Source organism: Amycolatopsis sp. cg5 (genome assembly GCF_041346955.1).
Taxonomy (GTDB): domain Bacteria; phylum Actinomycetota; class Actinomycetes; order Mycobacteriales; family Pseudonocardiaceae; genus Amycolatopsis.
The window spans coordinates 4307398-4334316 of the sequence record NZ_CP166849.1; the positions used below are offsets into that span (position 1 = coordinate 4307398).

The 26919-nt window shown below is 67.2% G+C and carries 33 protein-coding genes; 15 read left to right on the top strand and 18 right to left on the bottom strand.

The annotated features are described in order from the left end of the window. The first annotated feature begins 13 nt into the window (after window positions 1–13). Window positions 14–154 (top strand): hypothetical protein, encoded by a 141-nt coding sequence (locus AB5J62_RS19360; protein WP_370949641.1) that lies wholly within the window; start codon window positions 14–16, stop codon window positions 152–154. On the opposite strand, the gene AB5J62_RS19365 is transcribed toward AB5J62_RS19360, so the two are convergent. Beyond that, the gene (locus AB5J62_RS19365) at window positions 114–1007 is read right to left on the bottom strand and encodes an alpha/beta fold hydrolase (RefSeq protein WP_370949643.1); all 894 of its coding nucleotides are present in this window, start codon (window positions 1005–1007) and stop codon (window positions 114–116) included. The two genes, AB5J62_RS19360 and AB5J62_RS19365, sit on opposite strands and share 41 nt — an antisense overlap. A gap of 75 nt (window positions 1008–1082) precedes the next feature. Between AB5J62_RS19365 and AB5J62_RS19370 the strand changes: the two genes are divergently transcribed. Continuing rightward, on the top strand, window positions 1083–1478 hold the full coding sequence (locus AB5J62_RS19370) for a winged helix-turn-helix transcriptional regulator (protein ID WP_370949645.1): 396 nt from the start codon (window positions 1083–1085) through the stop codon (window positions 1476–1478). Between the two features lie 108 nt (window positions 1479–1586). Here the strand turns inward: AB5J62_RS19370 and AB5J62_RS19375 are convergent, their stop codons facing one another. Beyond that, window positions 1587–2393, bottom strand: a complete 807-nt coding sequence (locus AB5J62_RS19375; RefSeq protein WP_370949646.1) for an SDR family NAD(P)-dependent oxidoreductase — start codon at window positions 2391–2393, stop codon at window positions 1587–1589. A 66-nt stretch (window positions 2394–2459) separates the two neighbouring features. Here AB5J62_RS19375 and AB5J62_RS19380 point away from each other — a divergent pair, with 66 nt between their 5' ends. The 5 genes from AB5J62_RS19380 to AB5J62_RS19400 all read left to right on the top strand — a co-directional run bounded on the left by AB5J62_RS19380 (window position 2460) and on the right by AB5J62_RS19400 (window position 5834). Then, window positions 2460–3245 (top strand): helix-turn-helix domain-containing protein, encoded by a 786-nt coding sequence (locus tag AB5J62_RS19380; RefSeq protein WP_370949647.1) that lies wholly within the window; start codon window positions 2460–2462, stop codon window positions 3243–3245. Window positions 3246–3294: 49 nt separating this feature from the next. Then, the gene (locus tag AB5J62_RS19385; protein ID WP_370949648.1) at window positions 3295–3858 is read left to right on the top strand and encodes a TetR/AcrR family transcriptional regulator; all 564 of its coding nucleotides are present in this window, start codon (window positions 3295–3297) and stop codon (window positions 3856–3858) included. A gap of 90 nt (window positions 3859–3948) precedes the next feature. Further along, window positions 3949–4893, top strand: a complete 945-nt coding sequence (locus AB5J62_RS19390) for an NAD-dependent epimerase/dehydratase family protein (RefSeq protein WP_370949649.1) — start codon at window positions 3949–3951, stop codon at window positions 4891–4893. Window positions 4894–4895: 2 nt separating this feature from the next. Then, window positions 4896–5315, top strand: a complete 420-nt coding sequence (locus AB5J62_RS19395; RefSeq protein WP_370949650.1) for an organic hydroperoxide resistance protein — start codon at window positions 4896–4898, stop codon at window positions 5313–5315. A 111-nt stretch (window positions 5316–5426) separates the two neighbouring features. Beyond that, a complete protein-coding gene (locus AB5J62_RS19400) occupies window positions 5427–5834 on the top strand; it encodes a hypothetical protein (RefSeq protein ID WP_370949652.1) in 408 nt (135 codons plus the stop codon). A gap of 9 nt (window positions 5835–5843) precedes the next feature. On the opposite strand, the gene AB5J62_RS19405 is transcribed toward AB5J62_RS19400, so the two are convergent. Genes AB5J62_RS19405 through AB5J62_RS19420 form a run of 4 tightly spaced genes read right to left on the bottom strand, consistent with a single transcriptional unit; the run spans window position 5844 to window position 9528 of the window. Beyond that, entirely contained in the window at window positions 5844–6140 is a 297-nt protein-coding gene (locus AB5J62_RS19405) for a DUF1330 domain-containing protein (RefSeq protein ID WP_370949653.1), read from the bottom strand. A 22-nt stretch (window positions 6141–6162) separates the two neighbouring features. After that, window positions 6163–7557 (bottom strand): MFS transporter, encoded by a 1395-nt coding sequence (locus AB5J62_RS19410; protein WP_370949655.1) that lies wholly within the window; start codon window positions 7555–7557, stop codon window positions 6163–6165. After that, complete coding sequence (locus AB5J62_RS19415) at window positions 7554–8003, bottom strand: MarR family winged helix-turn-helix transcriptional regulator (RefSeq protein WP_370949656.1); 450 nt, start codon at window positions 8001–8003, stop codon at window positions 7554–7556. The genes AB5J62_RS19410 and AB5J62_RS19415 overlap by 4 nt, the downstream gene beginning before the upstream one ends. A gap of 40 nt (window positions 8004–8043) precedes the next feature. Then, the gene (locus AB5J62_RS19420; RefSeq protein WP_370949658.1) at window positions 8044–9528 is read right to left on the bottom strand and encodes a sulfatase; all 1485 of its coding nucleotides are present in this window, start codon (window positions 9526–9528) and stop codon (window positions 8044–8046) included. A gap of 355 nt (window positions 9529–9883) precedes the next feature. On the opposite strand from AB5J62_RS19420, the gene AB5J62_RS19425 reads away from it, so the two are divergent. Beyond that, window positions 9884–10396, top strand: coding sequence for a hypothetical protein (locus AB5J62_RS19425; RefSeq protein ID WP_370949659.1), 513 nt, complete (start codon window positions 9884–9886; stop codon window positions 10394–10396). A gap of 583 nt (window positions 10397–10979) precedes the next feature. On the opposite strand, the gene AB5J62_RS19430 is transcribed toward AB5J62_RS19425, so the two are convergent. The 6 genes from AB5J62_RS19430 to AB5J62_RS19455 all read right to left on the bottom strand — a co-directional run bounded on the left by AB5J62_RS19430 (window position 10980) and on the right by AB5J62_RS19455 (window position 14843). Further along, a complete protein-coding gene (locus tag AB5J62_RS19430) occupies window positions 10980–11363 on the bottom strand; it encodes a hypothetical protein (RefSeq protein WP_370949661.1) in 384 nt (127 codons plus the stop codon). Window positions 11364–11509: 146 nt separating this feature from the next. Next, entirely contained in the window at window positions 11510–11767 is a 258-nt protein-coding gene (locus AB5J62_RS19435) for a hypothetical protein (RefSeq protein WP_370949662.1), read from the bottom strand. A 228-nt stretch (window positions 11768–11995) separates the two neighbouring features. Beyond that, a complete protein-coding gene (locus AB5J62_RS19440; RefSeq protein WP_370949663.1) occupies window positions 11996–12487 on the bottom strand; it encodes a hypothetical protein in 492 nt (163 codons plus the stop codon). A gap of 542 nt (window positions 12488–13029) precedes the next feature. Then, window positions 13030–13590, bottom strand: a complete 561-nt coding sequence (locus AB5J62_RS19445) for a hypothetical protein (protein WP_370949664.1) — start codon at window positions 13588–13590, stop codon at window positions 13030–13032. 184 nt (window positions 13591–13774) lie between these two features. After that, window positions 13775–14257: an NUDIX hydrolase gene (locus AB5J62_RS19450; protein WP_370949665.1), complete on the bottom strand. Its 483-nt coding sequence runs from the start codon at window positions 14255–14257 to the stop codon at window positions 13775–13777. Between the two features lie 88 nt (window positions 14258–14345). After that, on the bottom strand, window positions 14346–14843 hold the full coding sequence (locus AB5J62_RS19455; protein ID WP_370949666.1) for a hypothetical protein: 498 nt from the start codon (window positions 14841–14843) through the stop codon (window positions 14346–14348). 268 nt (window positions 14844–15111) lie between these two features. On the opposite strand from AB5J62_RS19455, the gene AB5J62_RS19460 reads away from it, so the two are divergent. From AB5J62_RS19460 to AB5J62_RS19475, 4 genes are all read left to right on the top strand, one after another. Then, window positions 15112–15372 carry a hypothetical protein gene (locus AB5J62_RS19460; RefSeq protein ID WP_370949668.1) on the top strand — a complete coding sequence of 87 codons (261 nt, stop codon included), beginning with the start codon at window positions 15112–15114 and terminating at the stop codon, window positions 15370–15372. 228 nt (window positions 15373–15600) lie between these two features. Next, window positions 15601–16563, top strand: a complete 963-nt coding sequence (locus AB5J62_RS19465) for a hypothetical protein (RefSeq protein WP_370949669.1) — start codon at window positions 15601–15603, stop codon at window positions 16561–16563. A 31-nt stretch (window positions 16564–16594) separates the two neighbouring features. Further along, window positions 16595–16906 (top strand): hypothetical protein, encoded by a 312-nt coding sequence (locus tag AB5J62_RS19470; RefSeq protein WP_370949671.1) that lies wholly within the window; start codon window positions 16595–16597, stop codon window positions 16904–16906. A 62-nt stretch (window positions 16907–16968) separates the two neighbouring features. After that, complete coding sequence (locus AB5J62_RS19475; protein ID WP_370949673.1) at window positions 16969–17784, top strand: metallophosphoesterase; 816 nt, start codon at window positions 16969–16971, stop codon at window positions 17782–17784. Between the two features lies 1 nt (window position 17785). Here the strand turns inward: AB5J62_RS19475 and AB5J62_RS19480 are convergent, their stop codons facing one another. Together AB5J62_RS19480 and AB5J62_RS19485 are read right to left on the bottom strand one after the other, a co-directional pair. Then, on the bottom strand, window positions 17786–18541 hold the full coding sequence (locus tag AB5J62_RS19480; RefSeq protein ID WP_370949675.1) for a class I SAM-dependent methyltransferase: 756 nt from the start codon (window positions 18539–18541) through the stop codon (window positions 17786–17788). A gap of 98 nt (window positions 18542–18639) precedes the next feature. Continuing rightward, entirely contained in the window at window positions 18640–19629 is a 990-nt protein-coding gene (locus AB5J62_RS19485; protein ID WP_370949676.1) for an LLM class F420-dependent oxidoreductase, read from the bottom strand. A 119-nt stretch (window positions 19630–19748) separates the two neighbouring features. On the opposite strand from AB5J62_RS19485, the gene AB5J62_RS19490 reads away from it, so the two are divergent. Continuing rightward, window positions 19749–20285, top strand: coding sequence for a GNAT family N-acetyltransferase (locus AB5J62_RS19490; protein WP_370949678.1), 537 nt, complete (start codon window positions 19749–19751; stop codon window positions 20283–20285). Between the two features lie 3 nt (window positions 20286–20288). Here the strand turns inward: AB5J62_RS19490 and AB5J62_RS19495 are convergent, their stop codons facing one another. Then, the gene (locus tag AB5J62_RS19495; protein ID WP_370949679.1) at window positions 20289–21170 is read right to left on the bottom strand and encodes an SDR family oxidoreductase; all 882 of its coding nucleotides are present in this window, start codon (window positions 21168–21170) and stop codon (window positions 20289–20291) included. Window positions 21171–21257: 87 nt separating this feature from the next. On the opposite strand from AB5J62_RS19495, the gene AB5J62_RS19500 reads away from it, so the two are divergent. After that, window positions 21258–21836, top strand: a complete 579-nt coding sequence (locus AB5J62_RS19500; protein WP_370949680.1) for a TetR/AcrR family transcriptional regulator — start codon at window positions 21258–21260, stop codon at window positions 21834–21836. 8 nt (window positions 21837–21844) lie between these two features. On the opposite strand, the gene AB5J62_RS19505 is transcribed toward AB5J62_RS19500, so the two are convergent. Then, window positions 21845–23272, bottom strand: a complete 1428-nt coding sequence (locus AB5J62_RS19505; RefSeq protein ID WP_370949681.1) for an amidase — start codon at window positions 23270–23272, stop codon at window positions 21845–21847. Between the two features lie 233 nt (window positions 23273–23505). Continuing rightward, a complete protein-coding gene (locus AB5J62_RS19510) occupies window positions 23506–25053 on the bottom strand; it encodes a hypothetical protein (protein WP_370949682.1) in 1548 nt (515 codons plus the stop codon). 101 nt (window positions 25054–25154) lie between these two features. Here AB5J62_RS19510 and AB5J62_RS19515 point away from each other — a divergent pair, with 101 nt between their 5' ends. Continuing rightward, entirely contained in the window at window positions 25155–25625 is a 471-nt protein-coding gene (locus tag AB5J62_RS19515; protein WP_370949683.1) for a YdeI/OmpD-associated family protein, read from the top strand. Here the strand turns inward: AB5J62_RS19515 and AB5J62_RS19520 are convergent. Next, entirely contained in the window at window positions 25603–26907 is a 1305-nt protein-coding gene (locus tag AB5J62_RS19520; RefSeq protein WP_370949684.1) for a serine hydrolase domain-containing protein, read from the bottom strand. The genes AB5J62_RS19515 and AB5J62_RS19520 overlap by 23 nt on opposite strands. Window positions 26908–26919: the final 12 nt, after the last annotated feature.

The window sequence follows — 26919 nt, forward strand, 5'->3', positions numbered from 1 at the left end:
CGGAGGTTTCGCCATGGGGTGTCCCAAGTGCAAGAAGTACATGTTCCTCAACAAGGAGAACGTCTGGATCTGCCTGCGATGCGGCATCGGTATCCCGGCGGAGAAAAAGAACGTCAAGCGGAAGGGGCTGCTCGACGGCGTGTCTCCGCAGTGAGGAACGGTGTCATGAGGTGGAGCAGTTCTTCGGGACGGTCCAAGGGAATGATGTGACCGCAGTCCGGGATGACGTGTGCGGTGAGGTCGTCGGCGATGGGCCGTAGCTGTCGTTCCAGCGCCGCGCCGACCGGGTGGGCGCCGATCGCCAGCGTGGGCATCGTGAGCCTGCCGGTTGCCACAGCGGCGTTGATCTGGCGGGCGGTCGTGGGCAGCGCCCGGTAGTAGGCGAAGGCGCAGCGGAGGGCATCGGTTCCGGTGTAGGCGTTGACGAACGCGGCGTGGATGTCCGGCGGCACGCCCCGGCCGCGGGTGCCGGTGGTGAGGAACCAGTCGATGTACTGCGCCTCGTGGCCGGTCAGGACCATCTCGGCGAGACCGGGGACGGCGTGGAAGCCGAACCACCATGGCGGGCCGGCCGCGAGGAAGTCCTCGGCGCCGGGAAGTGAGCCCAGCATCGCTTCCATGAGGACCAGCCGTCGTATCCGGTCGGGCCGTCGCAGGGCGAGCAGAGCCGCGACCTGGACGCCTGCGTCGATCGCGACCACGGCCGCGCCGCGTTCGGCGAGAGCGTCGAGGATTCCGTCGACGTCGGCGGCCAGGGTGCCCGCGTCGTATCCGTGCGGTGCGCGGGTGCTGGCGCCGAAGCCACGCAGGTCGGGCGCGATGACCCGGTGGTGCTCGGACAGCGGGCCGATGATCTCGGTCCAGACCTGCCAGGTGTGCGGGAAACCGTGCAGCAGGACGACCGCTGGCCCGGCGCCCGCCACGGCGACGTTGGCGTGGATGCCGTTGGTCGCGATCCGATGCAGCTCGGCCTGAGCTGTGGGCACGTTGCCTCCTCTGGTTACCATTGGTTACCAGCAAACGGTAGGTGACCCTTGATGGGCTGCCAAGAAGGCACGTTGTCGACAGGTGGTGAGGTGCAGGTGACCACTCGGTCAGCACGCAAGACGGGCACCGGACGCGGTGATCTGTTCGATCCCGTGTGCCCGACACGTCAACTGCTGGACCGCATCGGCACGAAATGGACTTCGATGGCGGTCAAGGTGCTCGCCGCGGCGGCTCCGGACGAGGTGCGGTTCGCCGAGCTGCGCCGTCAGATGCCTGGCGTGTCCCAGAAAATGCTGTCGGTGACTCTGCAAAGCCTCGTCCGCGACGGGCTGGTCGCCCGCCGGGTGGAGGCGACCGTGCCGCCGCGGGTGCACTATCGCCTCACCGGCTTGGGCCTGTCATTGGAAACGCCGCTGGCGGCACTTCGGGCCTGGGCCGAGGAACACATGGCCGAGATCGACCACGCGAACGCACAAGCCGACTCTCTTTAGGCCTTCATCTCACGTCGACGACCCGCGCCCAAGCGGGCGGCGCGTCGGGCCTGTAGTGGGGATCGTTCTCGTTCGGTCGAGGTGGGCGGGGGAAGAGGCCGACAACGGTCATGCCTTCTCGGCCAGTTCGCGCCATTCCTGCCAGGTCGCGAGCCGCTGCTGATAGACCCGCTCGGCGACCGGATACGGGTAGCCGTCGAGAAACAGCCGCAGCGGCGGTTCCGGCAGATCGACCAGACCGAGGAGAACGTCCGCGGTGACCGACGGGTCGCGCGGTGCGCGGGCGGTGGCGCCGGCCCGGCGGGCCTGCCGGATCGGCTCGTAGGCCGCGATCGGGTCGGTGTGTGCCGCCGACGCCCCGGCCCAGTCTGTGCCGTACGGCCCTGGCTCAAGGATCGTGACCTTGATGCCGAGCGGTCCGACCTCTTGAGCCAATGCCTCGCTCATTCCCTCAAGAGCCCATTTGGATGCGTTGTAAAGGCCCAGCGTCGGGAAGGCGGCGATGCCGCCGATGCTGGAGACCTGGACGAGGTGTCCGCCGCCCCGCGCCCGCATGATCGGCAGCGCGGCTTGGGTCACCCAAAGCGGGCCGAACAGGTTGGTCTCGATCTGGGCTCGGGCCTGCTCCTCGGTTGTCTCCTCGATCATGCCGAACAGGCCATAGCCCGCGTTGTTGACGACCACGTCCAGGCCGTCGAAGGCTGCCGCGGCGCGGTCGACCGCGGCGAAGACCTCGGCGCGATTGGTCACGTCGAGTGTGATCGGGAGGAAGCGGTCGCCGTAGGTCTCGGCCAGTTCTTGGAGCGTCTCGGGCCGGCGCGCCGTCGCGGCGACCCGGTCGCCGCGCTGGAGTGCCGCCGCTGCCCACGTGTGCCCGAAGCCGCGTGACGCCCCGGTGATGAACCATGTCTTCATGGCCTTGACGATGCCGCGGCGCGGAGTCGGCAGCCAGCACCCTGGCAGGGATACCCTTGGCAGGAGATGAGACGCGACAACGTTTTCGGAGAGTTCCTCCAAGCACGCCGAGCCCGTGTGCGGCCGGGCGAGGTGGGGATCGAGGCCCACGGCAGGCGCCGAGTGCCAGGCTTGCGCCGCGACGAACTCGCTCGACTGGCCGGGGTTTCCGTGCAGTACCTGACAAGGCTGGAACAGGGCGTCGACGGGAATCCGTCCACACAGGTCGTGGACGCGTTGGCGACGGCGCTGCGCCTCGATCCGGACTCCGCCGCCCACCTGCGCTCACTGGCTGCCCCGCCGTCCCAGCCGCACGAGCCCAGCGAGGCCCGCGCCGAGGTGCAGCACCTGCTCGACTCGTGGGGGAGTACTCCGGCGTACGTCCGCGACCGCTGGTTCGACGTGCTGATGGCCAACAAGGCGGCCATGGTGCTCGCGCCCATGTACCACCCCGGTCGCAATCTGGTCCGCGACGTGTTCTGCGACCCCGCCACCCGCCGGTTGTTCCCGGACTGGCCGGACATCGCCGCGCAGACGGTCGCGGCCCTGCGGGCGGCGGCCGATCCGCGTGATCCCCGGACTGCCGCCCTCGTGGAGGACTTGCAGGCCAACGAGGAATTCCGCGCGCTGTGGGCCCGGCACGACGTACGCCCGTCCCGTGACGAGATCAAACGGTTCGACCACCCCGACGCGGGCCGTCTCACCCTGCGCCGCCAGACCCTCACGGTCGCCGGAGCCGAGGACCAGGTGATCATCGTCTACCAGGCGGAGCCCGGCAGTTCCTCGGCCGACGCACTGGCAAGGCTGCTCTAGCCGCGGCACGGGGGTTGACACGGAAAAGTGTGAGTGGTTTATTACTCATATGGCGACGACGGGGCGGGTGCTCAGCACCGCGGAGGAGCGCAGGGAAGTGGTGCTGAGCACCGCGGTCAGCAGCTTCGCGGCGCGTGGCTACTACGGCACCAACACCACCGAGGTGGCGAAGCGGGCGGGTATCTCGCAGGCCTACGTCTATCGCTTGTTTCCCAACAAGGAGGCGTTGTTCGTCGCGGTCGTCGAGCATTGTTTCGACCTGGTGCGGGACAGTTTCGCCAGGGGAGCGGCGAAGGCGCGCGGCAGTGAGCCGCACGAGGTGCTGATGGCGATGGGTGACGAGTACGCCCGGCTGATCGCCGACCAGGACTTGTTGCTGGTTCAGGTGCACGCCCAGGCGGCCGCGGCTTCCGAGCCCGCGGTGCGCGAGGTGGTGCAGCGGAGCTATGCCAGGACCGTCGAGTATGTCCGCAGTGTGTCCGGTGCGGACGCGGACGCGATCCAGTACTTCATGGCCAGGGGAGCGTTGTGTCATCTGGTGGTGGCGATCGGCGCCATCGAGGTCGACGCGCCGTGGGCGAACACGCTCTCGGCGGGGTTGCGTCACTACTGAGTTTTCGTTGTGAGGACGGCCGCGTCGTGCGGCCCTCTTCTTTGACCCAAAGTGTGAGTGGTCAACCACTCAATTATAGGAGGAAGAGTCATGGATCAGGAACTGCATGTCGTGCTCGGTACCGGACCGGTCGGGCTGACCCTCGCCGAGCAGCTCGTCGCCACGGGGCATCGGGTGCGCACGGTGAACCGCTCGGGTGGCGGTGAGCAGATCGCCGGTTCGGTGCGGGTCGCCGCCGACGTGACCGACCGGGACAAGCTCGCCGAGGTCGTCGCGGGCGCCGACGTGGTCTACAACTGCACGCACGTTCCGTATCAGCTGCAGCCGCAGATGCTGCCGGTGATCCAGGACGCGCTGCTCGACGTCGTCGGCCGCAGCGGCGCGAAGCTGGTCACCGTCGAGACGCTCAACCAGTACGGCCCGACCGGCGGGGTGCCGATGACCGAGCAGACGCCGCTCGCCGCGCCGGGCCCCAAGGGCAAGACGCGCGCCGCGATCACCGAGCGGTATCTCGCCGCGCGCGAACGTGGCGACATCCGCGTCTCGCTCGGGATGGCCGCGGACTTCTTCGGCCCGCGCGTGCTGCTGTCGTCGCTGGGGGCGACGGTGTTCCCGGCCGCGCTGGTCGGTGAGGCACGGCTCGGGCTGGGCGACATCGACCTGCCCAAGAGCTACACCTACGTGCCAGACCTGGCCGCGGGGCTCGCGGTGCTCGGTTCCGACGAGCGCGCGCTGGGCAAGCTGTGGCACCTGCCCGTCGCGGGGCCGTACACCACCCGGCAGATCCACGGCATCATCGGCGACCTGACCGGCGAGCCGACCCAGATCATGGTGCAGCGCGAAGCGGAGCCGTTCGGCCCGTACGACGAGGCGTTCATGGCCGAGTACCGCGAGTTCTTCTACTGGCACACCGAGCCGTTCGTCATGGACGACTCCCGCTACACCAGCACTTTCGGCGTTTCCGCCACCCCGATGCGCGAAGCGCTCGCCACCACCCTCGACTGGTTCGCCCACTCCGTCCATAAAGGACAGTGACCATGAAGACCCTGTACACCACCGAAGTGACCTCCAGCGGTGACGGCCGCAACGGCAAGGTCCGCTCGTCCGACGGCCTGCTGGACACCGCGCTCGCGCTCCCCAAAGAAGCGGGCGGCTCGGGTGCGGCGACCAACCCCGAGCAGCTGTTCGGCGCCGGCTACGCGGCCTGCTTCCACAGCGCGTTGCGCCTGGTCGCCAGGGAACGCAAGATCAAGCTGTCCGGCGACACGGTCGTCGCCCGGGTGAGCCTCGCCCAGGACGACGCCGGATTCCTTCTCGACGTCGAGCTGACCGTCTCGCTCCCCGGTCTGTCCGAAGAGGACGCCGAGTCGCTGGCCGCTGACGCACATGGACGCTGCCCGTACTCGCGGGCGATCCACGGCAACGTCGACGTCGCGCTGCACGTCTTGGTTCCCTGAGCGCGTCTGGGCGGAATCTGGGCGCGCGTGGTGCGAGCCTGCGTACTGCACAACCGCAACCGAAACGGGGGACCGTCGATGTCGAAAAAGCGCTTCGCCACTCTGTTCACGATGGCGACCGTCGTCAGTATGCCGGTGGCCTTGTCGTCCACTGCCGCCGCCACCACGCTCGATCTCGAGAGCGCCAACATCGTCTCCATCGGCGGTGACTACGGCGAGGGGACCGGCCAGGTCAACTTCTACAATCGCGAATCGGGCAACGCCTTGCTGATCTTCTCGTCCCGTCATGGCGTAAAGGCCTACGTTTCCGGGAAGGTCGTGGTCGATGGCAGCGTCGACACCGATTGTGGCCGGATGACGGACAATTACACCGGCTCGGCCAAGAAGGTCTTCAAGGGTGCGAGCTGTGTCGGACTCCCGCATCCGCCGATCGGCACGCCGAGCGGGATGGAATTCAGGATCTGCAAGGACCAGCTCGGCCCGGACCCGTGCGGACCGTGGAGCGCGAAGAGCCACTGACCTCGATCGTCAGTCGAGGCCTTCGACGATGCGGAAGTCGCGCTCGAAGCCGTCGGGAAGTTCGGCCAGCGCTTTTCGGTAGGCCGCGCTCTCGTATGCGGCGACCGCCTGGGCGAAGGTGTCGAACTCGATCAGGACGACGCGTTCGGCGATCCCGGCTTCGTGTGCGACGACCCGGCCGCCGCCGCGGGCGAATGTCCGTCCGCCCGCGGCTTTGACGGCCTGTCCGGCCAGCCGGTTGTAGCGATCGAACTCCTCAGGGTCTGTGATGGCGGGGTAGACGCTGACCCAGTAGCCCTTGGGCATGGAACCTCCAGTGTGCATTGATTCACGGGTTGGTCTCGGACGAGCGACGGCGGGCGAGCGCGAGGCTGGTCAGCGTCGTGATCGCCATGGCGCCGACGCCGACCAGCGCCGCGGTGGTGTAGGCGCTGTCATCGGGGAAGAGGCGGCCGGTGTTAGCGGCGAGGATCAGGCCGCCGATGGCGCTACCCAGGGAGTACCCGACGCTGCGGACGACGTAGTTGAAGCTCATGGCGCTCGACGTCTCGCTCTTGGGCGTGACGGCGAGGATGACGCCGGGCATGGCGGCCGAGAAGCTGCCGACGCCGAAACCCAGCACGCCCATGGCCACGAGCAGTTCGGCCACAGTGGACCGGGCGGCGGCGAACAGGATGAACCCGCCGCCCACGATGGCGGCGCTGCCTGCCAGGATCAGCGGGCTGTCGATCCACGTCCTGACCCGCGGCGTGAGCTTGCCCGCGACGAAGCCCAGCACGGAGAACGGGATGAGGACCAGCCCCGCCACGAAGGTGGTCAAGCCGAAGCCGTAGCCGGCGCTGTGCGGCGTTTGCGCGTAGCGGGTGATGAGCGTGAGCAGGAGGTACATGCCGCTCCCGCCGACGAACATGGCGATGTTCGCCCCGGCGACCGCCGGGTGCCGCACCGCCCGGATGTCGACCAGTGGTGTCTTGGTGCGCAGTTCGGAAACGGCCCAGGCACAGAGCAGGAGCGTGGCGGCGACGGCGAGGGTCACCGCCACGCCGAGGTGCCTGCTCCACAGATTCCTTTCGCCTGCCAGCAAAAGGACGAGGAGCAGTCCACCCGTCAGCACGAGCGCGCCGGCCACGTTCACGTGAGCGGAGCGGCCTTCGGGAGCCGCGGGCATGGAGCGCCACGCGGTCACGAAGGCGATGCCGGTGACGAGCAGGCCGAGTCCGTAGGCAGCCCGCAGCCCGCCGAACTCGGCGAGCAGCGCCGCCAGCGGGTAACCGACGCCGGCCCCGATGATGGAGACCACCGAGATCAGGGCGATCGCGGCCGCGCCGCGCTCCTCGGGAAGGTGGTCGCGGGCCACGCCCATCATCAGCGCCGTGAGACCGAGTCCGACGCCTTGGGCCGCTCTGCCCGCGAGCAGCCAGGCGAACGGCAGCGGCAGCACGGTGAGCGCGCTGCCGGCGACGACGATCGCCAGCGTGGCGAGAATAGTGGCCCGCCGGTGCGGACCGGCCCCGAGCCTGCCGAGTACGGGGGTGGCGACGGCTCCGCTGAGCAGCGCGATGGTCAGCGTCCACTGCGCGCTGTCGAGTGAGACGTGGAACGTGGTCGCCACGCTGGTGATGAGCGGCGTCCCGAGACTCGCGACCGCCGCCACGACCAGTGCGATGAACAGCAGGGAGGGGACCAGCAGACGGGCCTCGGACCGGATCGGGGCAGCGCTCATGGGCCGGTCACCGGTCCGGCTTCGCTTTCCAGCTCCGCCAGCCGAAGCAGCGCCGGAAGAGCCGCCGCCAAGGCATCGGCCTCGTCAGCGGTGAGCTTGTCGATCAACCGCCCGTACGCGTCGACGCCCGCCTGGCGGCGCGTCCGGACGTACGACGCGCCCGCCTTGGTCAGGCACACCAACGTGACCCGCTTGTCGGACGGATCGCCCTTCCGTTCGACAAGCCCGGCTTCCTCCATCACCCGGACCAGGACGGTCATCGCGGGCTGGGTGACGCCCTCGGCCGCCGCCAGATCGGTGATCCGTCGCGGACCGGTTTTGGCCAGGGTGGCCAAGGTGGCGGCCGAGGTTAGGCTCATGTCGCGGGGAAGGCGTCTCACGGCCCTGGTGGCCAGGCCGTAGAGGGCCGCCCCAATGGCGTCCGAAGCGTCGTGTCGGCGACTCACCTCTGAAACATAGCAGATTTATATGAATCGTTTATGCGACTCAGCCGGAGTGCCCCGCCGTCCAGCAGGTGGCTCCGGTGTGACAGGTGGTCAGGCCGGTGACCGCGGAATGCAGTTCGGCCAGCCTGGCCGGGCTCAAGGTGCCTGCGAGATTGTGCAGCTGATGCGGGTCGGTGGTGCGGTCGTAGTACTCGCGTGTGCCGTCGGAGTACTCGACGTAGGTGTAGACACCGGTGCGGATCGCGCTGTAAGTGGGCGGGTTACCACTGTTGGGCGCGGGGAGATCGGGATCGTCGGGGAGCGCGTCCGGCCCATGGTGCTCGACCAAGGACGTGGTGCGCCACCCGGCACCGGAACCGCCGCGCAGCAAGGGAGTCAGGCTTCGTCCATCCACATCGGACGGTACGGCGGCGCCGGCGAGCGACTGGAAGGTCGGCGCCAGGTCGATGTTCTGGACCTGCGACGTGTTGGTGGAACCGGGTGCCACCCCAGGCCCGGCGACCACGAGCGGGACCCGGATGTCGGTGTCGAAGGCGGTCATCTTCCCGGGATTGAGCCGATACTGGCCCATGTGATAGCCGTTGTCGGAGCTGAACACGACGTAGGTGTCACCGGCCACGCCCGCCTTGGCCACGGCGGCACGCAGGGTGGCGAGCAAGCGGTCGACGGACTGCACGGCCTGCACCCGCTTGCGGAACCCGGTGTCGATGGCCGTCTTCTCGGCGTCGCTCAGCGGGGTACGACCGGCGAGCCACGACGGCGCGTCGGAAGGCAAGGTGTCGAACGCCGGGCCGCGCGGAGCGGTGAGCCCGGGGAACGAGTCCGCGTCGCGCGGCGCCGGGGTGTACGGCCCGTGCGGGGCGAAGGTGGCGATCTCCAGCATGAACGGCTGGTGCGCGGCGGCGGAGTCGGCGATGAAGTTCGCGCCTTTGCCTGCCAGCACGTCGACCATGTAGTCCTGCGGGCGATTACCGTAGTGCACGACCTTGTGGTTCTCGTTGAGGTCGTAGTTGAACTCCTGGTAGCCATTGCCGCCGACGTCCCATTCCGACCAGCCCGGCGGGACATAGGGCCGCGTGCCACCCTGGGTGTCCGCGGGCAGGTACCCGTTGAGGTACTTGCCCATCATCGCGGTCCGGTAGCCACTGGACTGCAAAGCGGTGGCGAAGGTCTGCTTTTCCTCGCCGTGGCCGTGGAAGTAGCCGAACCCACCGTCGGCGCCACCGTTGGTGAAGACCCCGGTGTCGTGCGGGAAGCGTCCGGTGAAGATCGACGAGCGCGAGGGGCAGCAGAGCGAGTCGGTGACGGTGTAGTCGTTGAACGTCACCCCGTCCGCTTGGAGCCGCTGCACCTGCGGCATGTGGGCGATCAGGTTCCAGGACAGGTCGTCGGTCAGCACGAAGACGACGTTGGGCCGCGCGGTGGCGCTGGGCACCGTCGGCATGGCCTGGGTACCGGTGACCCAGGCCAGCAGCGCGACCAGCACGACGACGATCGGCGTCAGGATCCGAGGGGAACGTGTCATTCGCCCACCATCCCGGACTTCCGTTATCCCGACGTAAGAGCAATGTTCGGGTTGTGTCAGGCGGGGGTACCGGTGGTCGGTTAACGATGAGCGAGGAAACAAGAACATACGGACACGAAAATTTCAAGACGGGATTATGTGCACAATTTTGCCCGCGCCCATTCGGAGTATTCCGCCGCGCGGCACCTTAAGCCCGGCCAAACGTCGTAAACGAGCGTGTAACGCGTTCATGATCCCCGGCGAATGCATGACCGTGAAAACATCAAATACGCGACTAGCCGCAGTTGTCGCAGCGGTGATGATCTGCGCCGGCCTGCAAACAGCGGTGAGTCTTCCCGCGGCTCAAGCATCCACTGTGGAACCGCAACTGTGTCCCGAAGAGGGTTGCGGCGGCGACCCCGGCGACCCCGGCGACCCGGGCGATCCAGGCGTGCCTCCCCCCACCACGCCTGCTCCGACGACCTGCGCCAACCAGGGGACACCCGTCTACAACGGCTCGACGACGTCCTACACCCCCGACTGCGGCACGGGCTACCGCGTCCACGGCTACACCACCGTGCTGCGCTGGGACTCCTACTCCGGCGGCAGCCCGGTCAAATCCGCCCGCATGCAGAGCTACATCCGGTTCGAACGCAACAACGGTGACGGCCTCGACGCCCGCAACACCCGCGTTTCCTGCCACGACAGCTACGGCGGCTCCGGATCCGACCACGAGGACAAAGCCACCAAAACCACCGTTACCTACAACACCGGCAGCGTCCCGCCCGGTGCGGCGGTGACCGTGACGTGCGAGCAGCAAGCCACCTACAACAACATCACCTACTCGACCACTACCGTCCAAACGATCTACGCGCCCCATCCGTACTGATCGGACACTCGTAACCAGCGGTTCCGCACAGTGACGTCCGGCGGCCTGGCGTCGAGCCAGAGCCAGCTCACCAGGCCGCCGGACGGCTGGTAGGCACCGCGACTCACCACAGCGTGTGGCTCAGTCAGCACCCGCCGACGGAATCTCAGCCGACGGGGATTTCGGCTCCGGCCGAATAGCGTTGGGTCAGCCGAAGTCGTAGACCGTGGTGGGGATGCCTTTGGTCAGCAACGTATCGGTGATGATGGGTTCGACGCGTTCCTAGCGTCCGTCCGCGAGGCCGCAGCCGATGCGAGGCATGTGCACACTGGCCCCGAGTCGTACTGCGTGGTCGGCGACGACTGCCAGGCAGTCGGCGATTGCCCCAGCCCCCGAGGTCGTTGCAGACGTGCGCGATGACCTTCGGTCCTTTGGCGTGTGGGCTGCTCGCGTCGCCCTTGATCGCCCGTAGCGCCTGCATTCCGTGATGTTCCAGCGGCAAGCTGCGCTGGCAGAGCACCGATCTCTCAGGCCTGCGCCTATCCCGCGTCAGGGAACTCCCTTTTTTCAGCACAAGGAGCACGAAATTCGTACTGACACTCTCCTACAAGATGTCCTCTACGTCATCGAAAACGCGTAGCGCAGCGGACGCGGTCTTTACAACCTGCGGCCACTCAGGAGAGTTGACGTACTCTTCATCAGACAGCTGGTAGCCTAATCGATCAAAAAGGGTCGCCAACGCGTCGTTCACGGCTCGAATCGCCTGTAGTTCTTCCTTGTTTCGGAGGATGTCACCAACGGTACGCTCCGGAAAATCACGCATTTGAAGATCGTCGAAAGAGTTGATATGGAGCGTAAAGTCATCGTAGCTGCCGTCGCGTGCGTATTCCTCGCGTAGCCACACCCGATTTTGATGCTCGGGGTCCGCCATCGCACGCAGGGCTTCCACGATGTTGGCGCGCATTGCTGGGTAGGTGACGTCTGTCATAGCGCATTCCATTTCGACCAAGTGAGCCACTCCGACAACGGGATATGCCCCAGTTCCGGGTAGTCCTTGAGTTTGCCGTTACCCGGAAGCGGCCTACCGTCGCGACCTATGATCCTACCGCCTGAGCGAACCACGACGTGGTCGACTCACTGGCTTGGCAACCCCATGGAGTTGCCCTTGTCGATACGAATTCCCTCGGCATTCGGGTTCGGGTCGAACCAGCGGAAGCCTTCCTTCTTCTTGTTCGCCACTCCACTCTTCCATGCTCCCAGAATCTTCGAGAGCGCGTCCTTGGGAAGCCGCCTCGTGCTCGGCTGCCGCGTCTGAAGCGGCAGCGGCGGCGTCCGCGTTAGCCGAGGCTGACGAGGCTGCACGACTCGCGGCACCAGTTGCCAGAACAGCATGCCGCGAGTCGAGCGCTGTCATGCCGATGACCGCGCGTTCGTCACCACTACCGGCCTTCTCTCAACGACCCGTACGGTGTCGCTTCAAGTCGGTCGCGCCCTGTCGAAGTCCGAGCGGATCAACCTGGTTGTTGAGGTCCTTGATCGTGACTTCGGTGGCTTGAGCAGGCCGACAGGACCATTCGGGCTTGTCCGTCAGGCGAGCCCTTGAGTGCTGCCTGCTGAGCTTCATGGACCTGCGGCACGCCGCGCCAACTGAGCTGTTGCGATGTCGCGGACACGGTCACGATCGTCGACGCGCACCGACTCGATGACACGCCAGGCTTCGTCGTTGTCGATGTTCAGCAGCACGTCGAGCGTCTTGAACGCGACTTCGTGGTACTCATCCCATTCCGGCCGCCACTGCAACGCCCGCTCCAACGCAGGCACCGAACTCGCAGCCATGAGGCCGAGCAAAAGCGACAGGACGTCTCCGGGCCTGGCGTTCTCGTCCCGGCGATCCAGGGCCTCCGCGAGCACCGGAACATACCTGCAGGAACGTCTCTGGCTGGCCAGAAACAGGTAGGTCTCGAACAACGACCACTCCGCGTTGTCCAAAGATCGCTTGAGCCCGCACACGATCAGATCCTCAACGGACTCGTACGCGTCCAGAAACCCGACATCGTCACCCCACCATGGGTCAGCCGTGCGCACAAAGCTGTCGAACGCCGCAAAACTCATGGCAACCGCACCCGCTTCAAAGCCGACGATCTGGGCGTTGAACAGTACAGACGAACCTTCGCCCTTGCCACGGCAGCCGTCGCGCAGGACTACGCGGAGCAGCTCAGCGGTGACGTTGCCGCGACGAAGTCACCGCAGCGGGGCTCGCGGACGCCGATCATGTCGCCAGCAGGCTTTCTTTCGACCGTCAGCGCCCCTCAGCGACGCCGCGCGTTGACATCCGCTCATGCCGATGAGCAGACCTCGGCGAAGTCTTGCGAGTGGTGCCATCGCCGCGTCGTCCGTGTCGCCCTTGAGAAATCTGACGTGTAACAGCGTCAGCATCTCACGCAGAGAATTGGCTTCTTGCGGGATTTCGGCCAGCTGCGAAGGTCTGTCGCGTAACAACTTGGCAAGCCCGGCATAAGCCGCGGGGTCTTCCGGCGCGGAGGCGACGGCGTCCACCAGGTAGCGAACGGGCGCCCGAGACTGCGCCATCGCTGCGCGAGAGTTGCCCACCTACGTCCTGTTCGGCGACGTGTTCCTGCGTTCGCGCTGCTACCTCATAAACCGACCAACCAATTGAGTTCGGTGCTGTACTCTGCGATGACGTTTTCCGCAGCTTCGCGGGTGAGTTCCGACAGCACGAAAAGATTGGGTGCGTAGAAGTCGACGGGTCTGGCTGTGGTGCCTTCGTAGTGCCGATCTTCGGGGTCGTCCCAGCCGACCGCTTCGGCGAGCTGTTCTCGGTCGTAGAGGGCGACAGGGAACCGTCGGTCGCCGTAGACCAGCGCGGCGTCCTCACCCCAGCCGTCCAACTTCCACGTTGACTTCGGCGTCGGGGCAAGGTCGAGCAGCCAGTCGAGGCGGCGCGCCATTCGCGCCAGTCCCTGATGGACGGCTTCCCTCGTGACCTCGGGCACGATGATCATATTCGGCTCGTAGAGGCTGGATGTCATGTCGGCGTACTGCGTGATTCGAGTCGGACCGTAGAAGTTCGCGTCGAACCGCATGTCGCCGTGGGCCAGCTGCGTCGTCAGGTAGTCACGCTGCGTATTCATCCACCAGTCACTCTCGTCGTCACAGTGCCCGTCGGGAAGTGCGAGAGTCCATTCGTCAGTCATTGCACCAGTGTCTGGGCCCGGTCAACTACATTTCGCTAGGAAGTCAGGGTGGACCGCCTATCTGACCGCAACGAACACAACCAAACCGAACCGCTGCCAGGCAACGCACTCTCATGCCGCGAAGCGGGCGTGGTTTCAGCGCTGTCGGGCCCACCTGTGCCGTCGGATGCGGGACGGTCACGGTTCAGGGTGCCTTGTGGTGGCGGCGAGTCGTGGGCGGTCGTGATCGGATGTCGGTCAGCGCCCACGGCTGCTGGCCATGTCGCAGATGGCCTGCGAGGAGGTTTCCGATCCTCTTGGGGGTGAAGTTGGCGTTGTGGATGGCGGTTGGGGTGGGCTCGATGCAGTTCCAGGAATACCCGTTTGGAGCTGGAGGGAGCCGATCAATGAAGTACTCCGAAACCGAGTTGTCCCCGTCGGTGTGCGCGACGAACACGTATTCATCGTCGACGCCGGTCTTGTCGATATCGACGAGCGCGCCAATGGTCGTGGTGAGGTTCGCCTGCTCGCGGAGGGCACGCCGCAATGCGTCCTCGAACGGCTGGTCGGTGCCGTCGACCCTGCGGCCAGGCAGCAGATGTCGATGGGTGCCATCGGGCAAGTCTTGCCGGAGGACGAGCAGGTGACCGTTCGGCGTCTTGATGACTGCGCTCAAGCGAACAGACATGGACGGCTCCTCTTGTCGCGGCGGCCCCGTCGTTGTGCCCCCGTGTGCATTCTCGCTCAAGCCGCTGACTGAACGTACGAGTGCACGCTCATACCGATGAGCGTGTGTTTCCGCTGCCATCGGGCTTCACCTGGGGTCTGGTGCGCCAGGCGGCTCGGAGTGCTTCGAGTTCGGACCGAGGGAAATGTTCGTTCCACCGACCGCGGTAGCCGCTCTCTCCGTACTTCCGTGCCACCTCGTCGAAGCAACGGATCACCGCGCGTGCGAGAGTGTCGACCGTTTGCCAGCTCGACCAGATTTCGGAACCGGCGTTGTCTTGCAGACGACCATCGGGCAGCTCGATCAGCCGGATCCATACGTCACTTGCCTCACGGTAGAAAATCCACCGGAATGCGGTGGGCTCCGCCTCGAACTGCGCCCGTGTCTCACCCTCGCCGCAGATCAACCTCGCCACAGCGGTCAACAAATCCTCGGGCGCCGCGGTGATATAGGAGGCGGTAACCTCCACGTCGGTCTCATGATCGGCGACGACCACGTCAGCCCAGCCGGTCCCGTTGAGATGCCAAGTCACCGACATGCCGGGCACGGCAGCTCCCCCTGAAATGTCTTAGGTCCGGAGGAACACGGTACAAGTCCGCAGGATTTGTCGCATCCACATTGCCGGTCGGCTCTGTGGGTCGGTCAGTTACCCAAAACAAGCGTGATGAGCGAGCGGGCTGGACCGCCCGCAACACTCGTACCCGCTCACGCCGCGAATCGAGCCTGTGGACCGCTACCAGGGATGCGCGCTCATGCCGAGGTGAGGACGGACGGTGTCCTGGCGCTGGCTCGTAGCGGAGGTCTAGCATCCGGACATGGACAGGGACAGGGCCGGGGAGGACGACCTCGTCATCGACTTCTCACCGCCTTTGGTCGCGGTGCTACTGGCCGCGGAGCGATCGAAGGGCAGTCCTTTGACTGAGGAAGAGGTCCTCGACATCCGTGACGGGGCAACCTGCATCCGCTTGCCGAGGTCGGTGGCCAAAGCGACGGCGGAACAGCGCGGATACCCCGACCTCGACGCGGAGCAGTGCTGGGAGCAGTGGCGGGCCGCGCGAACCGAGTTGGCGGACTGACCGTCGCAGCTCCGCCGCCCGTTGTGGATGTCTTCGACTCCGGCGGCTCGACGACGTACTCCACCGCATCGCACACGGCGCACCGTCGTCGGCCCCGACGTGATCGCCACCCTGCTTTCCGTCGCCAACCATGAACGTCCGCTCTATGCCGCTATGAGGACATTCGAGTAGAGGCCCTGAGCACCGAGATGTGGCTCGGTTGTCCTTCGAGGTGGCATCCTTTGGATCATGCAGTGGACGGACGACCTGACTGTGCGCCTTGCTCGTGGAACATCGGCACGCGCACTTGTCTTGTATCTGCGAGCGGCGGACGAGGAGGGGACAAGCCGTCGCGATGTCCTCGCCGTCTTGACCGAGCGGTTCGCGCTGTCGTTCGACGATGCGCGGCTTGCGATGGACCGCGTCGGGGGCGGAGTCGTTCGTGCGGCGTCCGGCAACGACGCGAACGAGCCGGATCCCGTCAAGGACCCGTTGGCGTGGACGTCATACCGGCTCACGCTCGGACTACCCGTCGAGGAAGACGCGCTCGAGCCGTCGCTCGAGGAGCGGGCGACCGCGGAGGCTCTCCTGGAGCGAGCGAGGCGTGGCGAGCCCACCCAAGGCACCGAAGACGTCGCCGTGGCGCTTGAGGTGGCGCGATTGGCGGTCGCGTCGGAGGAGCCGGATCGGACGCGCTTCTTCCTTCTACTCGAAGCAGCGACGTCGCTATCGGTCGCCGCCGAAGCGTGCATTGACCGATTGGGGTCGCTGCCTTGTGCCCCGGAAGGTTCCCAGGAGTGGGTCGACGGTGTCGCGCTCGCCGCTGCTGCCCGTCAGGTCACCGCGAAGTTCGCCGCTCAGCCCGACCCGGAGCTCGAGGAGCAAGGCCTGGGACTGGTAGGACGCATCGTCACGCGGTTGCTGGGCCAATGTCACGCCTTCGTTGGGCGAGTGATGATCGAGTCGGCCCGCTGCATGCAGCGCAACGGCGACCCTGGCCGGGCCGCCGGGCACGTTGAGGCGATGCTGGCTGACTTCGAGGTTCTGCTCGATCGGTTCGAGGATGACGCCCCGTTCGACGAGGATGTGATCGCCCTTGAGTACCTGCTGGCCGCCGTCGAGCTCAGCATCGAGGTAGGCGGCAGTTCTACCGAGCTCGAAGCCCTTGGCAGGAGGACCAAGCAAGTACTTGGCCGCTCGTTGCCGGACTGAGCGAGCTCGTTGGCCTACGAGGGGGAAGCCGTTGGATCTCACAGATCGGCTGGCAGCAGTCACGACGCTTTTCGACGCCCACCTCAAGGCACCGTTCCCGGGCCGGTGGCGAGGTGCGGACGTGGCGGGCTTCGACATGGTGATGCTTGACGCGGGCCCAGCCGGTTGTGTCTCCGTCTGGCTGGAGCGACAAGGTCTTCTGGATGACTGGAGATGGAACGTCCTCGCCGAATGCGAACAGCGACTCGTTCGGGTTATCCCCGAGCTGGACGCCTACGGTCGCGAGTACTACCAACGACTTCTGGACATGACGGTATTGGTACTGGATGCGGATTGCCCGTAGCGGCAGCATGAACGCCGGTCGCTCGTTATAGTCGAAAAGACGGGACGACTGTTGGGGGCGCAGTGAGCAGGCTGGCCATCATCGGAGACGTGGGCGGCCACGCGCAGCAGTTACGGTGGGCGCTGGAGCAGCTTGGCGCTGACGGCGGGCGGCTGCCTCCCGACCTGACCGTGATCCAGGTCGGGGATCTGGTTGATCGCGGTCCGGACAGCATGGGTGTGCTGGACATCGTGGGGGAGCTGCTGGCGAACCAGCCTCGTCAGTGGATTCAGCTGGTGGGCAATCACGAAGCGCAGCACCTGCCAGGCGGCTCCGAGTTCTGGCCCGACCCACTCGCGGGCGCGGGCGTGGATCGGCTTCGGGAATGGTGGGCCGATGGCCGCGTGCGGGTGGCCGCGGCCGTACGCAGGGTTGACGGCGACGAGTTGCTGGTCACGCACGCCGGTCTGACGCTGGCCAGTTGGCAGGCGTTGGGTGCGCCCGGCTCGGCCGCGCTGGCGGCGGAGCTGCTCAACGAGCGGCCGGAGCTGATCTGGCGGACCGGTGACCACGCCCGTGACGAGGAGGCCGGTCCATTGTGGGCCGAGTCGGGCGCCGCGCTCCACGAACCGTGGATGGCTTATCCCGGTATCGTGCCGTTCGGCCAGATTCACGGACACTCGACACTGGTGCACTTCAACGAGCAACGCTGGCGGTGCGCCGGCCGAATCCGCCAGCGAGCCGTGGCCGACTGGCGCGCCCGACACGTGCGGGTGCGGGTCAGCGGTCGGGTGTTCATCGGCGTCGATCCGCGGCACGGGCGCGCCGGCGCCGCACAATGGGAACCGCTGACCCTCCACGACGCGGAGCTGCTCGCTGCCACACCCGCCGGGTCCTGAACTATGCCTTGCTCGCCACCACCATGTAGTTCTCGGCCTCAGGGTTGAAGGTGCTCATTTCCGTTCGAAGTCCGACCCGGTGCAACTCGGCTTCGAGTTCGTCGTGTCGGTAGGGCCAGCACGACAGCAGTTCCGAGCGGACAAGAACCGGCCCAGCCGTATCCACCTGCGCGATCGCGATCTCGATGTGGTGCTCGTCCTCCCAGTTCGACGCAATGTCCCAGCGGTAGACCACGACGGCATCGCGACCGTTCCGGCGGACGAGTCGGTCACTGATGTCCATTCGGGAACCCCTGGCCCGCACGAGTTCCCATGTGCGGGAGGTCAGTACCAAGCGCCCGCCACGGCGTAGAAGCCGCGACATCGACTCCAGAGCGGCAACTCTGCCGCGCGCACCTTCGGCATGGTGCAGCGAGTTGCCTACGCAGAACACCATGTCGAAGGTGTCGTCATCGAAATGGTCGGGCAACTCGTTCCAGTCTGCCCGCAGTGTCCGGACAGCTGCCCCGAACTCCTCGGACAACTCCGCGGTCCGGCGAACCATCGCTTCGCTGGCGTCGGTTGCGGCAATCTGGATGCCACGACCGGCGAGGCCGACCGCCAACTGTCCGGTTCCGCACGAACAATCGAGGACGTGAGCGTTCGGTGGCAGGAGACCGAGGACGTCATCGAACGACGCGGCGAACTCGGCCGGAGCCAGCTTCGCATCGGAGATGAGCCATTCGTACACCTCGGCAAGCGCGCCATAACCCGTCACAGTCACTACCTTCGTCAACGCGGTGGCACACCAGTAAAACAGCTGAGCAAGCCGGTTCACCAATGATTTAGCAGGGCGACCCGTCCGCTCGTCAGCGCCTACGTGTTGATCGCCGGGGCGACATGCTTTGCGAAGAGGTCGATGCTGGAGCGGTCGTACGCGGCTTCGGGGAAGTTGAAGATCGCGTAGGTCATGCCGATCTTTTCCAGTTTGGACAGTCGCTCGGCGACCTGCTCGGGTGTGCCGACGCCGACTCCGGCGGTGAAGATCGAGTACGCGCGCTCGGACGCCTCCGGGGATGCGTGCCTCGCGTAGTGGTCTTTGAGCCAGGCCAGCTTGTCCTGGACCTCTTTCTCGGTCTCGGCGATGATGCCGTTGTGGTTGGCCGAGCGCACGATCGCGCCGAAGTCCGTGCCGACGTCCTTGCAGTGCCCGGCCAGGATCTCCGACTTCCGCGTGAATGTCTCCTCGTCGGCGGCGAAGTTGGTGTACTTCGCGAACCGCGCGGCGATCCGCAGGGTCTTCTTCTCACCGCCGCCGGCGATCCACAGGGGAATCCCGCCGTCCTGCAAGGGCAGCGGGCGCAGGATCGCGCCGTCGGTGCGGTAGTGCTTACCCTCCAAAGTGGACTTTCCGGTGGTCCACAGGTCCCGCATGATCCGGACGCCTTCGTCGAGCTGGGCGAGCCGCTCGCCTGCGCTCGGGAAGCCGTAGCCGTAAGCCCGCCACTCGTGTTCGTACCAGCCGGCGCCGATTCCCATCTCGACCCGCCCGCCGGAGATGATGTCGGCGGTCGCGGCGACCTTCGCCAGGTACGCCGGGTTGCGGTAGCCCATGCAGGTGCACATCTGCCCGAGCCGGATGGTGTCGGTGGCCGCGGCGAAGGCCGAGATCAGGGACCACGCCTCGTGGGTGGCCTCCTCGGTCGGTTCCGGCACGGTGTGGAAATGGTCGTACACCCAGATCGATTCGAAGGGCCCGGCCTCCGCGTGTTTCGCGATGCCGAGCATGGTTTTCCAGTGGTCCGCAGGTTCGATGCCGGTCAAGTCCAGCCGCCAGCCCTGCGGGACGAAGAGTCCGAAGCGCATGAAACTCAACCTAGCCCGCGAACTCCGCGCTGTGGGGCGTTTTCCGAGGTTTCCAGCCGGACGAACTCCAGCATCCGGCCCTCCGGAGTAGCGCCCGATCCGTGTGGAAGGGTTGCGTCATGGCCGATCACCAAAAGCCGGAAGTACGGATCGTGCACCTGACCGGCCCGGTATTCGACGCGCTCGCGCGTGGCGATCTGGCGGCGGCGAACGCGATCAGTCCGGTGCCCGTGTCCGCTTACTTCGCCGGTCCGGACTGGCGCGGAGTGTGGCGGATGCGCGGCAGCCAAGTGGAAGCCGACCCGGCCAGCGCGGCATGGGTCACCGGGATCATCTGGGACGAACTCCGGCAGCTGGCCGTGGGCCGGGCCGGCTACCACGGGCCTCCCGATCCAGCGGGGATGGTGGAGATCGGCTACGCCGTCGAACCGGCACACCGGCGCCGCGGCTACGCCAGGGCGGCGCTGGAAGCCTTGCTGCGCCGAGCCGCCGACGAGCCTCACGTGCGGACCGTTCGGGTCACCATCAGCCCCGACAACGTGGCTTCGTACCAGCTGGCATCGAAGTACGGTTTCGTCGAGATCGGCGAGGACTGGGACGACGAGTACGGCTTGGGGATCATCTACGAGGTCGCCGCCGAACGATCCTTCGACTGACTGTCAGGGCTTAACGTTCTCCAGATCGGCGAGCAGGCTCAGGTGTTTGGGTTCCCAGCCGAGCACCTGCCGGGTGTGGGCGCTCGACGAGGGCTGGTCAGTCGCAAAGATGGGACCGAGCGTGCCGTAGGTCTCCGGGGCGATGGATTCGACGGGCAGGCCCAGCCGCTTGCCGATGACTTCGGCGATGTCGCGTACCTGGTCGCCCTCGTCGGCCACGGCGTGCCAGGCGGTTCCGGCTTCGGCGTGTTCCAGCGCGAGCCGGAACAGGGTCGCCGCGTCGAGAGCGTGGACGGCAGGCCAGCGCTGCGTGCCGTCGCCTGGGTAGCCGGACACGCCGCTTCGACGCGCGATCGCGGTCAGCACGCCGGCGAACCCGCCCTCGCCCTCGTTGTGGACGGTCCGCGGCAGGCGGACCGCTGAGCTGCGGACGCCGCGCGAAGCGAGGTCCAGCACTCCCATGACCGCGCGGCCCCGGCCGCCGAGTGGCCCCTCAGCCGGAATCGCGTCGGCCTCGGTGGAGGCACGGCCTGGCGCGGCGGGGGTGCCCGAACAGGTGACGAAGGGACGGTCGCTGCCGACGAGTGCGTCGCCGAGCGTGGCGAGTGCGGCACTTTCCTCGGCGACCGCGTTCGCCAGGGCTTCGGGACTGCTGAAGTCGTTGGCGAACGCCAGGTGGATCACGCCGTCAGCCCCGGCGGCGCCCGTGCGCAGGATGTCCAGGTCGGCCAAACCTCCGCGGATCGGCTCGGCTCCAGCCGCTTCGGCGGCCAGTGCCGAGGCGTCGGAGCGGGCGAGTGCGAGGACGGTGTGGCCGGTGCCGAGGAGTTCGGCGACGACGGCGGAGCCGATCAGGCCGGTGCCGCCGGTGATGAACACGCGCATGGATTTCTCCCGCCAAGTGATGGGACTCTTGTCCCGTCACGGTAGCAGAGTGATGGGACAAAAGTCCCGTCGCATAGAATGGGAGCCATGGGCCGATGGGAACCGGGAGCACGTGAACGCCTCGTCATGGCGGCCGTCGACCTGTTCACCGAGCAGGGTTACGACGCCACGACGGTCGCGCAGATCGCCGCGCGCGCCGGGGTCACCAAAAGCACCTTCTTCCGGCACTTCCCGGACAAGCGAGAGCTGCTGGTCGCGGGACAGGAGACGCTCTGCACGCTGCTGGCCGAAGGCATCGCCGAGGCGCCTGCCGACGCCAGCCCGCTGGGGGCGGTCGCCGCCGGACTCGTGCGTGCCTCCACCGCGATGGGCCCGGCGAGCCGGGAGATCGCCCCGCGCCTGAAGGCCGCCGTGGCCGCCAGCACCGAACTTCAGGAGCGCGACGCGCTCAAGCAGGTCAGCCTGGCGGCCGCGATGACCACCGCCCTGGTCACCCGCGGCGTGCCCGACCCGGCCGCCGCCCTCGCCAGCGAACTCGGTGTCCTTGCCTTCAAACGGGGTTACCTCGAATGGTCCGACAGCGACCGCGTTGCCGAAGACGGGTTCGCTGCCTGCCTTCTCAAGGCACTCGACGAACTGCGCGCCGCGAGCGCGTCACTGGGCTGAGCCATGCCTTAGTTCGGCGCGGTGAAACCGCCGATCTTTTCCTCGAGCAGTTCGGCCAGCCGCAGGGGAGTGCGGTCTTCGAACATCGGTCCGATCAGCTGCACTCCCACGGGTAGCCCGTCGTCGGACAGGCCCGCCGGCACGGCGGTGGCTGGCAGGCCGGGCATGGTGGCCAGCCCGGCCCAGACGAGCTGGTCGAAGTACGGGTACTCGACGCCGTCGATGTCGATCGAGCGTCGCATCGGATCGGGGGTGTGGTCGTGGGGGAACGCGGGCGTCGGCGTGATCGGGCACGCCACGGCGTCGAACTCGGCGAAGAGCCGCCGCCAGCCGTGGCGGTGGCGTTCGCGGCGATTGTTCGCCTCGAGCCAGTCGAGGTGGCTGAACTCCATGCCGCGCCGTCGTGCCGCGTCGAGAGTCAGTCCGGCGGTGGGCGGAGCATCGGCGTCGATGGGGAAACGCGCGATCGAGCCCGAAGTCAGCAATTCCATGTAGAGCGTGGCGGCTTCGATCAGATCGGGTAGCAGCTCGCTGCGCCGTTCGACGCGGGCGCCGGCGTCGACGAGTGCGTCGGCGACCCGGTTCACGCCCGCGCGCACGGCGGACCCGGTCGGAATGAGCGGATGGTCGTCGAACACCAGTACCCGGAAGTCGGCGAGCCGCTCGTGACGTGCGGGCGGCAACGTCAGGTCGTGTGCGAGGCCGACCGTGAGCGGGTCCGGTCCGGCCATGACGTCGAGCAGGAGCGTGAGGTCGCGGGCGGTGCGGGCCATCGGGCCGACCACGGCGAGGTCGAGGTCGACCGGCAACGCGGGCTCGGTCGGCGCGACCATGCCGCGGTTCGCCACCAGCCCGAGCGTCGGCTTGTGCGCGTAGACGCCGCAGAAATGCGCGGGGGTGCGCAGCGAGCCGGCGAGGTCGGAGCCGATGGACAGCGCGCCGAACCCGGACGCCAGTGCCGCCGCCGATCCACCGGAGGACCCGCCTGCGGTGCGGTCGTGATTCCACGGGTTGTTGGTGGTGCCGTATATCTCGTTGAAACTCTGAATGTCCTGTAGCCCCAAGGGAATGTTGGTCTTGCCGAGCACGACCGCGCCCGCCGCCTTGAGTCGCGACACCTGCACCGCGTCCTCGGCGGGCAGGTAGTCCCGGTGCCCCGGGATGCCCCACGTCGTGGGCAGTCCGGCCATGTTGTAGGACTCTTTGACGGTCACCGGAACGCCGAGCAGCGGCCGGTCCTCGCCACGGGCGCGCGCCTGATCGGCGTCGCGCGCCGCGGCACGCGCGCGGTCGAAGTCGGGCACGCAAATCGCGTTGATCGCCTTGTCTTCGCGCTCGATGCGGGCGATCGCCTCTTCGGTCAAGTCCACTGAGGACACTTCGCCCGCACGCATGGCGGCTGCGAGTTCTTCTGCGTTTTGAAAGCTCCGATCCATGAATTCGAAGCTATCGGCATGGCTCGGGAGCCACGAAATTCCAATTCTGGCAACAGTGAAGCGAAAACTGGGTTCCTCGACGGGTGAGGTTCTACCAGAGCAGGTGGAAACCGCAGGTAGTGGCGCCGAAAGTCGGCTAACTCGGCCTGCGGGAGCCATGGAACGTTTGTTCGTGCAAGAGGATGGACATCTCATTCACTCAGGCGCGGACGACGGAATCGCGCGTGATTTTGTCACGCTGTCACCGCCGGGTCGAGTTGCTGGGCGTGGTCGCGGCCTGCCCACCAGCCCGCCGCGATGACCACCAGCATGCACGCGGCCGCGAGGATCAGGCCGAGTTCGGTTGTGGAGCCGAGTTCCTGCGGGTGACCCACTGTCCACCCGAGCGCCGGGCCGGTGAACGCCAGACCCGTCAGCACGGCGGCGGCGATGACCACCGCCACGCGTGATCGGCGCACTACCTGTTGCGTCAGCGCGAAAGCGGCGCCGGTCCCGACCAGGCACAGGTCGACCACAAGCCAGAGACCGGTCGACATTCGCCAAGTCGACGCGAAGAACGCGACCGCACCGAGTACCGGCAACGACGCCAGGCCGACCAGGACGAGCGGCATCACCACCCGCGCGAACCCGCGGCCGAGCTGGGCGCGGGCTCGGGCCGCCGCCACCGACATTCCGATCAGCAGCGCGAGCATGGCGATCAGACCCGCGTTGGAGACCTCGAGTCCGATCGCCCGGCCGAATCCGGTGAGCGGCACCGGCCGGATGTTCAGATAGGTCTCGGGGATCACGACCGGAACGCGCTGCCAACTGCCGTCGGTGCCGCGGATCGCCATGCCTTCGACGCCGTTGGCCACGAACACCTCGTGTCCACCCGGGACGGTGCGGACCATGATCGACACGCTGGCCACGCTCCACACGCGATCGACCCCGCCAGGGAACGGATGCTGGCGCAGGACGAACTGCCACCGGGCGGCGGGCACCTCCCATGCGGTGCGCCAGGTCTTGCCGCCGTCGGCCGTTTCGTCGACGCCGAGCAGACGGCCGCCACGTGGTGTCATCGAGTGGACGTCTTGGTCGCCGCCGCCGTGCACGCGGTAGCAGTGCGCGTCGTCGTCGGGCACGCAGGCCTCGGCGGGCGGATGACGCACCCCGGGTTCCGGGGGATACGGGGTTGGCTCTTTCGGCAGAAGGGTCCAGCCGTCGAGGCCCGTCCGCGAGCTGTAGGTCTGGCCGTGTGCCTCGATGATCACCTGCGCGTCTTGGCTTTTCACGACGTCGACCGACGGAAGTGTGGTGGCGGGCGCCGAAGTCGCGGTGATCGCCAGAATCGTGAACGGCACCGCGATGATCACGCGCGCCCGGGAGACGAGGTCGTCCGGCACTGGCGGGGCTGCCGCCGCTCGTCGCCAGGCCCACCAGGCGAGGCCCAGCGCGGGCAGCGCGAGGAGGTCGCTCGGATCGGCGAGGATGACCGACGGCCCGTTGACCACCGACCACGCCGCCGACGCGGCTTCAGCGCCCGCGGCGGTCAGCTTGACCACCGCGAATCCGGCGCCGGTCAGCAGCACGGCGGTCGCGGCGGCGATCCGGTTCGCCAGGAAGAAGCCGACCAGCAGCCCGAGGACGGGTGGCGCGACCATCATCCCGGCGAAGTCGCTGAGCTTGCCCGTGACCAGTCCCGGCCACGCCTGCTTGAACACGTGATCGTTGAGCAGGAGCACCGCGGTGGCCACCACGGTCGACGGATGCGCCACCCAGCGCAGGAACACCCCAGTTCGCATGACGCAACAGCCTGCGGTGCGCCGATCACGACTGGGACACGGCTCAGCCCCAGAACGGTGCACGCTGTGGGCAGGCCTGCCCACAGCTAAACTCGCCACTCGTGACGACGCGCCGGTTTGCCGCGACGGTCCGCGCCGGCGCGCGCGGCCGGGTGTTCGTGCCCGTTCCGTTCGACCCCGATCAGGTGTGGGGGAGCAAGCCTCGCCACCACGTCACGGGCACCGTCAACGAGATACGGATCCGTGGCGTCGTAGAGAAGTTCGGCGCTGACCTCGGCGTCGTGCTCGGCGCGGCCTGGCGGCGCGACAACGGCCTCGCGCCCGGTGATCACGTCGAGGTGGCGTTGGCGCCAGAGGGTCCCCAACGTGACGACCTCGCCGACGACATCGCGTCGGCGCTCGACGCCAACCCGGCCGCGGCCGCGTTCTTCGACTCGCTCGCCCAGTTCTACCGTCGCGCCTACTTGCGCTGGGTCGACGGCACCAAGAACCGCCCCGAACTCCGTGCCACGCGGATCGCCGAGATGATCGACCTCTTGGCCGCCGGGCTCAAAGAGCGCCCGAAGGCGTGATTCTGGCCGCGGCGGCGCCGTAGTGCAGGAAGCGCGCGCGACCGTGGCGGTCGGCGCCGACCAGCGACACGACCTGATGACCGTCGGCCGTCGGCTCGGTGGTGATGACCGAGTCGTCGCCGAAGCGCACGACCTCGAAGCGGTCTTCGGAGCCGCCGCCGCGCGGGCGGTAGGTGAGGAAACTGCGGTCGCCTTCGCTCGTGAGGGTGATGTCGTGCCGGGTGGTGCGGTAGGTGCCGCACATACGGTCCACGTCGATCAGAGCGGGGTTCGCGGGCGGCACGGGCAGCGGCTCCGTTTCGACACAGGCGAGGTCTTTGAGCACCTCGCTGAAGACTTCGTAGGCCAGCGGCGCACCACCGGTACTGTTGGTCAGCACGGCGACCGCCACCTTCGCTGACGGCGCGACGCGCAGGAAAGCCTTCTGCCCCTTGGAAACGCCGGTGTGGCCGACGACGCCGTCCCGGTGGAGCATCCAGCCCAGTCCCCAGCCGAGCGCACCGCCGCCGAAGTCCGGGACAGACTCGACGTGCGGTTCGCGCAGCGTGGCGAGTGTCCGCTCGGTGAGGTGCAGGCGCACGAACTCCAGCAGATCCCGCGCGCTCATCGCGAGATGAGAGCCGCTCGGCGCGCAGTGGTACCGGACCGCCCAGCTGTCCGTGGGCACGAGCGCTTCGCCGGACCGCACGTGGCCGACCGCAGCGCGGTGCAGGATCGCCTCGTAGGTGTCGGTGGCGACAGTGCGCAAGCCCAACGGCGCGGCCAGCCGTTCGCGGAGCACGTCGTGGAAATGCGTGCCGCGCAACACTTCCACGAGCCTGCCGAGCACGACGTACCCGCTGTTCGAGTAGGAGAAGAGAGTGCCGGGCTCCAGCGGATGGTCGGCGTCGGCCAGACTGGCGACGAACTTCTCGATCGCGTCGTCGTCGCGACCCGGGTCGGTGGCGTGGTTGCTGTCCATACCGCCGGTGTGGGTGAGCAGGTGGCGGGTGGTCAGTGATTCGGTGGCGACCGGGTCGGCCAGCCGGAACCCGGGCAGGTAGTCGCGGATGGGACGGTCGAGTCGCAGCGCGCCTTCGTCGACCAGCTGCTGGATCAGCGTGGCCGTCCAGATCTTGGTGATGGAACCGATCTTGAACACAGAGTCGGTCGTGGTCTCGACCTGGGTGTGCAGGCTCAGTATTCCGGCGGCTTCGTCGTGGATCTCGTCGTCGGCCAGTACGGCTACCTGCGCGCCTGGGACGTCGTGCTTGGCGATGAGCTCACTCAGGTTCCACCCCATTCCGCCAGGCTA